We start from the raw sequence: 12898 nt of genomic DNA, 5'->3' as shown, positions 1-12898 counted from the left end.
TAAGGGATTAATACAATTTAGTGATATCAAGCTCCTGAGTCGATCTCATCAGCTCTATTCCTGCTCTTCTCTGATTGAAAAGGGCATTCTGGTATTCAAGCTCTGCAATCTCGAGATCATTTTCAGCATCAATGAGCTGTGAAGACTTGCTCATTCCGTATCTGAATTCTTTTTCGGCCTGGACCAAGGCATTTTTAGCGAGTTCTTTTTCTTTGGCTTTTAAAGTGATCTGGGCAGTGGCAATATCATAATTGGTCTGATTATTGGCCAAGTTAAGCGTCAACTTTTTTAAGGCATCTTCTTTTTTGTTCTGAAGGATTTCCTTTCCGAGCTTTGCTGTTTCTTCTGCATGCTTTCCTTCTTTTCCATCAAAGATCTCCCATTTAAAACCGACACCGGCCGTTAGTAAAGGAAGGATATTAACATTGGTTGGCCTCCAGTCCAGTTTTGCTCCTTCATAGCCCAGAGCCGGAACTGCCGGAATTACATTTTCCGAAGTTTTGATGCGGCTTCCGTATAATCCTATATAGTATGCAGATGCCATCAGCTGTACTTTCGGGATCATCCAGGTTCTTTCGGCTTTTATTTTGTAATCTGCTGCTGTTATTCCATGTTCCAGTGCACGGACCTCAGCTCTTTCTTCTATTCCTTTTTCTGAAGATAAAAGTTCTACGGGAGAAAGCACAGGATCAATCATTCTGAGCCTTTCTTGATTGATTCCTGTCAGAATATAAAGCTGGGTAAGAAGAAGTTCCTTTTTACCTTCATATTCCACCATTTTAGCATTAAGAGTAGCCTGTGCCAGTTCTATCTTTTTATGATCATATGGAGTAATCAGACCGTAACCTAAAGCTTTATCTGCTGTTTTCCGGTTGATATCCAGTCTTTTTTTGCTTTCATCGAGTACTTTTTTAGACTGATGAATCAATGCCAGCTGATCGTATGCCTTGGAAATATTAGCCACGACATCATCTTTGGTTTTTTCAAGCAGAATATCTTCAGAAATTTTCTTTTCTTCAATGGCTTTTTTCAGGTATTTTACTTTTCCGCCCGAATAGAGAAGCATTTTAGCATCTGCTTTTGCGATTCCTGAAAAACCGGAAACATTGAGATTATTATTAAAGCTCCCTTCGGGAATATTAATAAAAGGCGCCAGATTAATTTCGGGCGAAGTGAGTCTTGCGGTTGCATTTAGATATCCGACCTGTCCGCTTACCTCTAAAGTGGGAAGAAAGATGTCTTTTAGTTTGTGTTCGTCAAGATCGGTGAGCTTATTCTGGGTAATCTGCATTTTGAGATCAGAATCACGGACCATAGCACTGTCTAAAAGTTCCTTAAAGTCCGGTGCAGACTGTGCCCGGCAAAAAGCAGGGAAAGCCAAAAAACTAAACGTAAAAATCAATAAATTGTTTTTCATGGTTTATGTTTATAACAAATATAATGCAAAAATTTGTTAAATCCGAGAAGATAATTCGCCAATATGGTGAATTCAAAGTAAGTTTAAAAAGTGTTTAGCTTTAATCCTGTACTTGTGATTATGATAGCAGATTCGTTTAAGTTTAATTTGATGGATGTTTTAATTGAAAAAAAATAGATTTTCTTTCATTCATGGGGATTTTATTATGCTGTTTTGCTTAATAAATTTTATGAATCTATATCAGGGCGGAGTATTTTTATGGTTGTTTTTTTTACTCACACAAATTTCGCGAATGATACAGATTATTACTTCTATCTTCTTTAATGAAGGGTTAATCCCATATCGTGATGTTTCAATTTTCACAATAAAAACCTGTTAAAAATTTCACCACGGATTTCACAGATGATCACAGATTACTGCTCGTATCTTTAAGAGGGAATGAAGGTGATAAGGAGAGTTAAGACAAAATCAAAGATTTTTTTAAGCAGTCCATTAAGCGAAGTTCAAGCTTAATATTCTTAAAAATTAAGTACATTTCTTTGTAGGATAAATTTAAACTTCAAATAAACTAAAGTGTTAGGAAGCTTTTGTGGTTACTATTTTTTCCAGATATGATAAAAATTAAGTCTGCCTGATCAAACTGATCGTTGATAAAAAATATAATATTTACTCAAAAAGGGCAGTTTAGTAAATAAAAAACTCCCCACAAAAATGTGAGGAGTTATATTTAAAAATCATTCAGGTTATCTCTGAACCGCTGATTTCATTCTAGCATCAGGACGTAAAATTCTGTAACGAACTTCAAGGTCTTTCGGTACATAGAATACTAAAGGCAGCTTGCTGTTGTATCTTACAATTTCAGGCTTAAGTGTTACAAATTTCTTGGTCTTCTTCTGATCTTGGCAAGCCATTAATGTACCTCCTGCTTCACCATTCGACTCTACTTCATAATAGTTGTAGCCCCAACCCTGAAGATCCTGTGTTTTCACTTCTCCCATCAGGAAATATTTATTACAGTCCAGCATCTTTTCAGCGCCTACAAAAAACTCTACTTTTAAATCGTTTTCATTTTTTGCAACAGGCAACTGAATGTACACCTGCTTAAATCCGTCTTTAGCTTTTGGGAACATTTCAATCTCCAGCTTCTCAAACTTTTCTGCCTTCTTTTGTGCGAAAGCATTTACACCTGCAAACATAATCAGTCCCGTCATTAAAGTTTTTGAAAATCTCATCTTATTTTATTTTTAAATTTTTACTACTTCCCTATAGCCAAAAATCATTCCAAAATCTGAACAGAGCTTCCTTTTGTGTGGGCATTCATCTGCGGTGCATAGTAATTCTGCATCGTTGTGATCCCGTTGGAGAACTTACCTGCGGCATTGGATACAAGGTCATATTCAAAAACATATTTTCCTTTCGGCATATACTGAATATAGAAATTGGTGGATGCATCTTTGGTAGACTGATAATAGCTTAAGCTGTTTTTCCACTGGTATCCGGAAAGTGCATCTGTAGGCTCAAATCCGGCTGCACGCATATCTTTAATATGAATAAATTCCATGTTTCTATCAGTATTCAGGATCATTCTTACGGTTACTTTATCACCTACTTTTAAAGGGGTATCCGCTGAAATTTTCTGAAGCTCTTCACCGTTTACTGTTTTCACTTTTTTGTAAAGCTCTTTGGTGATGGAGATATAGTTTTCAGAAGATTTGATCTTGTCTAAGTCTTCATAATACTGCCAGAACAATCCGCCCTGCACAATTCCCGGACCTGGTTTGGTAACGGTAACAGTCCCCAGATTTTTATCTACTGCATCAGTTTTCACCGTTGATTTCACATAGCCTGTAGCCTGGGTTTGCGGAGCCAATTCTTTTCCGCCCCATACAATCGTTGCTTTGTCGCTTTCGGCATTTGTCCAGGATTTTCCTGAATTTAAGATTGTAAAGATCACTTCCGAAGTTCCTCTTGAGCTTCCCCATGAGTTAACTTCTTTCTGTGTGATCAGCCAGATCTTCATATCTTCGATCATTTTCTGATCATTAGGCTTTAATGTATTGAATGCTTCTAAAGCCCCTGCATGATTCACTACTTTGGAGCCGAACCAGCCCCAGTCATTAAGATTCTGTTTCCAGTAAACGCCCTGAGTTTTTGTATCGGTAGAGGTTTCTTTCAGATAGTTCATTAATTTATCTGAAACGTCTTTTAAACCATAATCATTCATCAATAAAGCGGCACGGTGAAGTCCGAAGAAGGTGAAATCTGTGATCTTCGCTGTTTTTGCTTTCTGTTTTACCAATGTTTTTAAAGAAGCCCCTTTTCCTTTAAGAGGATATTCTTTTTCCCAATAGTTTCGGGTATCAAGGTAATCCATAGTCCAGTTGATCCAAACATTATCTTTTTTCACATTCCAATATTTATCAATTTCATTGTCTACATACTGAATGAGTTTTGTCACAAATTCTTTCTGTTCAGTTCCCTGATAATCTTTTGCATTATCTTTTAACCAAGTATTGATCTTTCCTAAGTTTTTAAGGATATATAAAGATGTTCCGTAAGAACTTGGATATCCGGGATACCAGGAGAATCCACCATCCGGATTCTGCAGTTTCTTAAGATCAGCCCAATCCTGACTGATTGAATTTCTCATCGTATTGGCATCAAATAACAGCGCCAGCTTCTGCATCTGCTCTCCTTCATTTTTACTTTCAAGCACCCAAGGGGTTTCTTCCAGTAAAAGCTGTTTCAGTTCCTGATTTTTTTCAAGATTTGAATTCAGTAATCCTTTACTTTGGTATTCTTCAAAAACGGTCTTCATTTTCGGATTGGCCTTGAAAACTTCGGAAGCCAATACGTCGGCAAACCATTTATTGAAGATCACATCGGCAGAACCATTCTGATCATTCTTCAGACTTGGCAATGCAAACATGATTTCCCAGATCGGATTGGTGGTCAGTTCCAGGGTATTGGAAACATTCGTGATCGTTGTAGAGTTTGTGTTGGTAAGGTTCTCCAGAACAAATGTCTTGGTTTCACCTTCTTTTACAAATACCGGTACTGCATCCGTTACGAGCATTCTGTTCGGAAGTATGGCAACTGCCTGCTGCTCTCCATCCGAATAGGCTCCTGCTTTGGCTACCACTTTCAATATAATAGAAGATACGTTATTTGGAACTTTCAGTTTCCATGTTAATGCGCTGTTTCCTTTTTCATTTAAATTAAAATTCTGTGTTCCTGCACTGATTCCGAATTTGGATGAAATATTTTCATTTGTGAAGGCATCCAGAATCTGAAGCTCTGCTGAACCGCTTAATTTTTTATCGGTAAGGTTGGAGAGTTTCGACTGAAGGTTCAGTTCATCACCTTCTCTTAAAAATCTTGGATAATTTGGCGTTACAGAGAATTCTTTCTGTGTTACCACCTGTTTTTCCAGTACTGCTGCTCTTGCATCTTTGGTATGAGCTAAGAACATCAGTTTCCATTTCGTTAATGCTTCCGGAGAAGTGAATTCAAAGCTTACATTTCCTTCGGCATCTGTTTTCAGATCAGGATAGAAGAATGCAGTTTCGTTCAGATTTTGACGTACAGGAACTTTTTCAAGATCTCCCTCCGATTCTCCTTTATTCAAATTTCCGCCGGCAGCGTCAGCTTCCTGTTCACTTACTTTTGCAGCTGAAGCCATCTTGGATTTTTTAGCATATCCTGTCATAACAACCTCTTCTATCATAGCTTCTTTTGCTGCAACAGCAGGAGCCGGCATTGCCATATTTTCAACCTGTATTCCTGCCACTCTTCCTCTTAGCCCATAACTGTCAAAATCACCATCGAACCAGTTAAAGTTCGGGACCTCTACATATTTCCCATTGTAATATTTCAGCCTTTTCTGATAGTACTGCTGAAGCAGATACTGTCTGATATCGTAAGAAGTCACGATAGAATACGGGGTATATAAATTCTGCCAGCTGAATGTATTTACGGCAAACTGATCCAATGACATATCGTACATATTGGCCAGTACTTCAGCATTTACTTTTTCTTTATCGCTTCCTGAAACTTTCACCGTCCATTTTTCTTTTGAGTTCGGTTCCAGCTTATCTCTGAAGGTAACGGTTTCAATTTTTACAGGCTGCTCCGTATCTTTTATTTTTAAAGTCACAGCTTGGGTCTGAACATCATTGAATGCTGCAATTTGGAACTGGATATTCAATGCTGATATGCCCTTATCTTTCGGAATATCCGTTGTGTATTCTAAAACTCCTTCTTTCAGCTGACGGGCTTCTGAAACTGTTTTCCCGGAACCGTCTTGGATGAATACATTGACAAGCGCATCAGGAACTGCAGAATACACATACACTTTAGCCTTCTCTCCTCTTGAGAATTCATTCTTAGGTTCAATAACTGTCAGGAATGTTTTCTGTGAAGGTTTTAAAGAGCTTTTGTCCCAGATACTGAAATTCTGAGAAGATTTTATGGTGTCTTTTCCTTCAATATTATACAATTCAAGCTGATAATCGCCCGCTTCCAGCTTTCCTAAATCCAATTCAGTGGTGGGCTGTTGTTGTCTTTCAGAAATTACCTTTTCTGCTTTGAGATTTTTGGTCTCTTCGGTTTTGTTAAACAAATCGTGTGGGAACTTACTGATGAATTCTTCTCTGGAATATTTCGGAAGATCCTGAACTTCTGCTGCGAAATTATCTCTGAAAATCCTGTTCGGTACCGCTAGTTTTGACAGTTTTACGTTATATGATTTTTTAAGATCCTGTTCATTGTAATTCAGGGTTTCTACTTTCAGTTTTACATTTTCGTCACTGAACGTATTCTTGATTCCGTCAGCTTTAATATAATGAGAAACTGAAGCTACTTTCAACTGTGTATTGGCAGACTGGGTTTCCCCATTGATATCCGTTACCGAAGCATTGATCTCATAATTATCGATCTGAATTCCCTCCAGCTTTTCGTCTTTTTTAAGATCAAGGCGTATCACAAATTCTCCTTTTTCATTGGTTTTAGCCTCACCAAGGATAGAATTTTCATTATCATCGCCACGCGGATACCACCAGAAATATCTCCATCTGATGTTATGTTTTTTAATCTCGTAGTTAACGGTTGTGTTACTCAAAGCCACTCCGGAGAACATCATGGCTTTTCCTTTCAACTCGATGGTCTGTCCGTATTTGTATTCTTCTTTTACAGGATCAAAAGTAACCTCAAATTTCGGTCTTTTGTATTCTTCAACCCTGATGTCTTTATAGCCTTGAGATCCTTCATCTGTTTTCAGATAAAAAACTCCGTTCAACTGACCTTTCGGAAGAGTAAAGCTTCCATGATAAGACCCGAATTCATTCGTTGAAAAATTCTGTGAAGAAACTTCCTGACTGTTGGCATCCAGAAGTGTGATTTTCTGTTTTAAGCCTGAAATTACAGCTTCTGTTTCTTTATCTATTTTTGTATTGATTACTTTAAAATAAACGGTCTGCCCCGGTCTGTAAATGGCTCTGTCCGTAAAGATCTGTGCCAGGGTACGGGTCTGTTTATTTGGGTTGTAGTCTTCTGCATTTCCGTTATTTCCATACACCTGCATGATCTGGAAATCATTGGTCTTTGGCTGGCGGATCAGGAAAGTTCTGTAATATTCTTTGCTGTCTGTGGAAGGGAATTTAAAAACGCCGTTCGCATCAGTTTTGCCTTCCAGCTTGTTTAATGTTTTATTGGCAACAAATTCGTAGAAAGTAAGACCCTCATTCGATATAGGTTTCCCGTTTTCACTATTGACCAGCTTTAGTGTATTGGAAAGCTGGTTTCTGTCTGTTTTGGTTTGATAGATCACTCTGTTCCCCGAAACAAGGAAATAGAAATTCTGCCTTGAACTACCGTCTTTTACTTCAGATCCTTCAACAGCGTATTCCAAAACATATATTCCGGAAGGAAGAGGTTTTATCTCCAGAGAGGTTTTATGAACCTGATAATCTTTGGAATCACCAAGCTGGAAGGTTTCTTTTCTTACCAGGCTTTTTTTAACCTTTCCAAAAGTATTGTTGTAAGAATTCTGTACATATTGCATCAATGTTGTAAAATCTTCTTTTACTTCATAAATGTTCAGAGAAAATTCAGCCACATTCTTATGGTCCGCTACAAAATGGATCGGCAGATTGTTCTGAGTCTGCTGTTCATATTTAATGGTAAGAAACGGATTGATGATCTGATTTTCTTTATTTTTTATGTTCTCAATGAATGGGGATTTCGGATATTGATTCTTGGCTTGGGCTGCGATAGCCAAAGCTTCCTTCTCTTTCTTTTTAGCCAGGAGCTCATTCATGATATCTTCCATGATGATCACTTTGTAATCTCCTTCGGTATCAGATTTCAAAAGATTCTGAAGCTGCTCAAGTTTGTCTTTACATTGATTATAATTGCAGTTCTCCGTCAGCTTTTCCTTCATAAAATAAAGCTTGGGGTTTCCGCTGTTCTGTGCAATCAACTCATCAAAAACAGCATTGATCTGTGTCCTGTTCTCAGTAAGTTCATTCTTTGTAAAAAGACTATTTTCAGAAAGAAAACTGATCTTTTTCATAGAATACCATTCATATACGGTCGGGAAATAGGTGATATCCTTGATTTCTGTAAAAATCTCTTTATACTTTGACAGGGAAATTTTTTTCATCTCCTGCTTCTGCTGGTCAAGTTCCTGATAGCTTTTCTTCAGATAATTTTTAAAGTCGAGCTTACTCCAGGTTTCGATCTGAGAAAGATCCTGAGAATTGATATTGGTTCTGCTTTCTATTTCCCAAGAATTCTGATCATAGTAATCCATAAAGAAACCATTCAGAATAACATTATATACTAATCTTCCTTCCCCTTTAAGCTTAGCATCCGTTTCCTGAAGCTTCTTAAAAAATTTGGAAGCAGAATCATTCTTATCGTCATCCACCGTTTGGTTGACAATGCTGAATTCTGCTTTCAGGGAACGGATGAGCTGCATGGTATTATTTTCTTTCATGGCGTGGTTTTGTATGTCTAAAATGATGGGAAGATTAGATTTATAGGCACCTTTCGCACTGTTTTCGATTACTTTTTTCCACTGGTCGTCGTAATATTTTTGCGCCGAAACAGCAGAAAAGCTCAGCATTAGAAGCAAAAGCATAAAAATCTTGGAAAATCTTTTCATATATGTTATTTTTGATAAATGAATTTCTTAAAAATACTGAAAAAAACTGTTATTGACAGCCAAATTTATGTCTCTGTTGTGGGAACTTTATTTGCGGTATTTTTCATGAAAGAGCAAAACACATTCCGTTTCCCCACTATACTGCTTATTTTCATCACTTATTTCAGCGGTTATCTTTACACCAAATACCAATATACCAGGCATTTTTTGAAAATACTGGTTCTGAACGCAGCTGCGGGTGTCGTCTGTGCTTTTCTGATCATTCATAATCATAATGAAATAAGACTTCTGAAATGGTTTATCATTGTGGTTTTGGGATTACTTTACAACAGTTTTTTCCTGGATGTTTATATCCGGAAGATTCCACTGCTGAAAGTATTTTATGTAGGATTGGTCTGGGCATTGGTCAACTGCTGGCTTACGCTTCCGGAATTCAGTCTTCCTATTTTTCTGATCAGCTTTTTTTTTATAACGGCACTCGTTCTTCCTTTCGATATCCGGGATATGAAAAGCGATACGGTACAGACTTTTCCCAAACTGATCGGTGTACAGAATACAAAATATATTGCTTACCTGCTTGTCTTTATCAGTATGCTTGTTGCTTCCTTTTATCTTAAAACTATTTATGGTACTGCATTTTTTTTGTCAGGAATCATTACCTTTATCCTGATCTATTTCTCTGAAAATAAAAGAGATGATGCCTATTTTTCTTTCGGGATAGAAAGCTGCTCTGCACTTCCTTTTTTATTTTTAGTAATAATGGAGTATTTTTGACGAATGATTATCAAAAAGCTTTCCCTTTACAATTTCAAAAACCATTCGGAGAAGAAGTTTGAATTTTCTCCGCAGATCAACTGTTTTGTGGGAAACAACGGTGCCGGAAAGACCAATATTCTGGATGCACTGCATTATTTATCCGTAGGAAAAAGTTTTTTAGGAAACACAGATTTTAACAATATTAAAAGGGAAGAAGATTTTTTCACCATTGATGCTGAAGTCCAGAATGAAGACAGTGAAGACATTATCAAAATCTCTCAGCCCAAAGAAGCTAAAAAGATCATTAAAAAGAATGACAAAAGCTATGACAGACTTGCGGACCATATCGGCTATCTGCCAAGTGTAATGATCTCGCCATATGACTCTAATTTAATTTCAGACTCGGGGGAAAGCCGGAGAAGATTTCTGGATTCTATGATATCGCAGACCGATTCGGAGTATCTTTTTGACCTGATCCAATATCAGAAAACGGTACAGCAGAGAAATGCATTGCTGAAATATTTCGCTAAAAACAGAACCTGGGACAAGGACTCTTTGGAGATCTATGATGCCCCAATCTCAAAATTCGGAACCAATATTTTTGAGAAACGAAGAAATTTCGTTGAGAAACTCGGCCCTATTGTTCAGAATTTTTACAAGATTATTTCCGGAGGCAAAGAAATGGTTTCTGTTTACTATCAGTCTGATTTAAGTGACAGCTTCGACCCCGTTCAGCCAGACAAAGCTTTTAGAACACTTTTAACGGAAAGCCTTGAGAGAGACCGGATGCTTACCTATACTTCCAAGGGAATTCACAAAGATGATCTGCTTTTTGAGATGGATCATGTGCTAATTAAAAAAATAGGGTCACAGGGGCAGCAAAAATCTTTCCTGATCTCTTTAAAACTGGCCCAGATGAGTCTTGTGAAAGAGCTGACAAATAAAACCCCGATCCTTCTTCTTGATGATATTTTTGATAAGCTTGATGATACACGTGTTTCACAGTTAATCGAACTGGTTAATCAGGAAAGTTTCGGACAGATTTTTATTACGGATACACACAGGGAACGTACGGAAAGTGTGGTAAAGAAAATTAATGAAGAGAGTATAATTTTTGAAGTTTGATAAAGTTTTAAGATTATTTCTCTAATACCGGAAGTTAAATCCAAAATCCAGAAACTCGCACCCATGAAGAAGAATAAAAAACGTGAATTTCAATCCTCGGAACTTGTAAAATCTTTTGCAAGAATCCATGGCTTTGAACATAAGCTGATTGCTTTTGAAATTAAAGATTTTTTAGAAGATTATCTGGACGAAAGCCTCTTTAAAGAGATTAAAAGCGTTAATATTGAGGACAAGTGCATTATGATCAATATCGATTCCCCTCTGCTCAAACATGATTTTCAGATGCGGAAAAGTTTTTATCTTAAAAAATTCCAGGATAAGTTCGGAGAGAATAAATTCAATGATATCCGGATTTTATAAACGTTTCTCTTCCGAAGCATTTTTTACTATACATTAAGCTATTAATGATCTTCAGATTTATTAGAAATGGTATTGCTCATCAGGTCATCCGCTTTTTTATCCAGTCCTGAGCTCAGGGGAATAAAAAATTTGAATGGATGCTTTATAAAATACCTGAAAATCTCCCTGTAAATTTCACTCACCTGTCCAAAGTTCATTTTTCTTGATCTGAACGCCAAAAACATAGACAAACTAAAGCTTACCAGAAAGTTGAAGAATCCTATCAGGAAAACAGTGAAAAAGGATATCCAGAAGGTATAGGAATCCACTGAAAAATCTTTTCCGTAAAGTCCTAAAGCAAAGTTTCCGGCCGCAAAAGTAATGTGCCTGATATCAAGATCCAGCCCTAAGAATAAACCTACAGGAGCTGTTGCCCCTAAAAATACTCCAAACCAGAAATTGGAGACAATCCCCGGCCAGTTTTTAGCATAATATTTAGATAGGCTTTTCGCAAACTTCTTCCCTAAAAAGCTTCTTATAGAAAGATTTTTGGCGATCCTTTCCGGAATCTGGTAAAACACGGAATTGTTTCCTATATTCCCTGAAATAATCCCTGAAATAAACAGGTAGAATCCGGCAATACTGGCATGCAGTATGGCTTTTGACTTGAAGGGATCAAGGTCTTTTAATAATTTATCTGATCGTTCTACGGCTAAATTCTGGGAGAAAAATACATCCAGTCCATAAATGATTGCCAGCGCAATCGGAAATGAGAGAAGCACATTCCCCACAAATGCAATGAACTGGCTCCTGAAAAGCTTTGATACAAGATGGGCAAATTCAGTATTATTACGTGTGCTGTTTCCTTCTTCTGAAAGAACCTTGGTCATCGTAGCTGCAGTCATTGCGGGCTGTTTCGTTGCCAGCGTAAAGCCCATCAGATAGATCATAATGAAGCCCATTGCATAATTCATCGAGTACAAAAACGCATGCGAAAAATCGCTCCCGGGAATATATCCGTAAAGCATTTTCAAAACACAAAGCGCTCCAACAATGATTCCACCTCCACTGGCCTTATAAAACATCGTCATGTACTCCTTCCGGGTAGATGTAATATAATGGGTACCGGTTTCTGCCGTGTGGTTGGTAATAAGATGCGAAAGAAGACGTGTGCTGTCGTTAATCAGGTCTGCAATATTATTTTTGTGTGACTTGTAGTTAAGTATATTAAAGATCAGCTGTTTAGACTTTATAGTAATATCCTGTTCATTATCGATCACTAAAAGCTGTACGATCTCATAGATCCTTTCGGTCTGCTGGCGGATCTTAAGCAGTGACTGGTTGATCTTACCGGAAATTCCGTATTTAGTAGAATTTTTAAAAGCAATATTGACAAATTCGTGACAGTGCTCTGTATAGATCTTGATCTGTTTATAGCGGCTGTCTTTGGAGTTCAGCTGCAGTTCCGGATCATTTTTAAGATCTTCGGTAAGTGCTTCCAGCTCATTTTGAAGTGCCAGAAAAGGATTATCCAGATTTCTGTATTGAGGCGCCATTCTTACAACCTCTACTTCCATAGCCATCCCTGTAACACGCCATGAAAGAATGCTCATGGAGAAGATCAGTTCTTTTTTAACATTCGGTTTAATGATAAAATCTGTAGCTCCGAGAAGATTTAAAAACTCATCGATTTCATTCTCTGGAAGATTGTGGAGATATTTCAGATCGGTTTTGGGTCTGAAACTGACGTTATCGATCATGTACCACACCGTTTTTTCATTTTCTACGGGCGGCAGTATTTTATTAAGGATTCTTTTTTTAAGTTCCGGAAAGAAAGCATTTTCTGACAGAATATTGGCTTCGGTAAGGGAAAGGTTAAAAGGTCTTCCTTTGAAAATATTATGGATGTAATGTTTGAAATTCTCAGCAAAATCCGGATTATTTCTCAGAAAATTAAGGACATCTGTAAAATCTGCCCTTTTAATGCTCTCTAAAAACTCGGCAAATGGTTCTAAAGAAATGGTTTCGTTCTTAAAAGAGAAATATTTTTTAAGAACTGATTCAAAATTTGTGCTGGAATTAAAAAATTTCATTGG

Annotated in this window: 7 protein-coding genes; 3 read left to right on the top strand and 4 right to left on the bottom strand. The window is 37.3% G+C overall.

All coding sequences use genetic code 11. The annotated features are described in order from the left end of the window. Window positions 1-7 precede the first annotated feature (7 nt). The 3 genes from J2T03_RS00730 to J2T03_RS00720 form a co-directional block, all read right to left on the bottom strand. The gene (locus tag J2T03_RS00730; RefSeq protein WP_307208884.1) at window positions 8-1417 is read right to left on the bottom strand and encodes a TolC family protein; all 1410 of its coding nucleotides are present in this window, start codon (window positions 1415-1417) and stop codon (window positions 8-10) included. A 743-nt stretch (window positions 1418-2160) separates the two neighbouring features. Continuing rightward, window positions 2161-2649: a serine protease inhibitor ecotin gene (eco, locus tag J2T03_RS00725; protein WP_306846066.1), complete on the bottom strand. Its 489-nt coding sequence runs from the start codon at window positions 2647-2649 to the stop codon at window positions 2161-2163. A 44-nt stretch (window positions 2650-2693) separates the two neighbouring features. Further along, on the bottom strand, window positions 2694-8582 hold the full coding sequence (locus J2T03_RS00720) for an alpha-2-macroglobulin family protein (RefSeq protein WP_307208883.1): 5889 nt from the start codon (window positions 8580-8582) through the stop codon (window positions 2694-2696). Between the two features lie 18 nt (window positions 8583-8600). On the opposite strand from J2T03_RS00720, the gene J2T03_RS00715 reads away from it, so the two are divergent. The 3 genes from J2T03_RS00715 to J2T03_RS00705 all read left to right on the top strand — a co-directional run bounded on the left by J2T03_RS00715 (window position 8601) and on the right by J2T03_RS00705 (window position 10823). After that, window positions 8601-9356, top strand: a complete 756-nt coding sequence (locus J2T03_RS00715) for a hypothetical protein (protein WP_307208881.1) — start codon at window positions 8601-8603, stop codon at window positions 9354-9356. Window positions 9357-9359: 3 nt separating this feature from the next. Continuing rightward, complete coding sequence (gene recF / locus J2T03_RS00710; RefSeq protein ID WP_307208879.1) at window positions 9360-10463, top strand: DNA replication/repair protein RecF; 1104 nt, start codon at window positions 9360-9362, stop codon at window positions 10461-10463. Between the two features lie 63 nt (window positions 10464-10526). After that, entirely contained in the window at window positions 10527-10823 is a 297-nt protein-coding gene (locus J2T03_RS00705; RefSeq protein WP_307208877.1) for a DciA family protein, read from the top strand. 41 nt (window positions 10824-10864) lie between these two features. Here J2T03_RS00705 and J2T03_RS00700 read toward each other — a convergent pair whose 3' ends face one another. After that, a complete protein-coding gene (locus J2T03_RS00700; protein ID WP_307208876.1) occupies window positions 10865-12895 on the bottom strand; it encodes a recombinase in 2031 nt (676 codons plus the stop codon). Window positions 12896-12898 lie beyond the last annotated feature (3 nt).

This window comes from Chryseobacterium lathyri (genome assembly GCF_030812195.1).
GTDB lineage: Bacteria > Bacteroidota > Bacteroidia > Flavobacteriales > Weeksellaceae > Chryseobacterium > Chryseobacterium lathyri_A.
This window is presented reverse-complemented; position numbering and strand designations above follow the sequence as displayed.

Bases quoted from the DNA above. Each gene is read 5' to 3' on its own strand.
- J2T03_RS00720 (WP_307208883.1), bottom strand. From the start codon at position 8,582: ATGAAAAGATTTTCCAAGATTTTTATGCTTTTGCTTCTAATGCTGAGC.
- J2T03_RS00715 (WP_307208881.1), top strand. From the start codon at position 8,601: ATGAATTTCTTAAAAATACTGAAAAAAACTGTTATTGACAGCCAAATT.
- J2T03_RS00705 (WP_307208877.1), top strand. From the start codon at position 10,527: ATGAAGAAGAATAAAAAACGTGAATTTCAATCCTCGGAACTTGTAAAA.
- J2T03_RS00700 (WP_307208876.1), bottom strand. From the start codon at position 12,895: ATGAAATTTTTTAATTCCAGCACAAATTTTGAATCAGTTCTTAAAAAA.
- recF (WP_307208879.1), top strand. From the start codon at position 9,360: ATGATTATCAAAAAGCTTTCCCTTTACAATTTCAAAAACCATTCGGAG.
- J2T03_RS00730 (WP_307208884.1), bottom strand. From the start codon at position 1,417: ATGAAAAACAATTTATTGATTTTTACGTTTAGTTTTTTGGCTTTCCCT.
- eco (WP_306846066.1), bottom strand. From the start codon at position 2,649: ATGAGATTTTCAAAAACTTTAATGACGGGACTGATTATGTTTGCAGGT.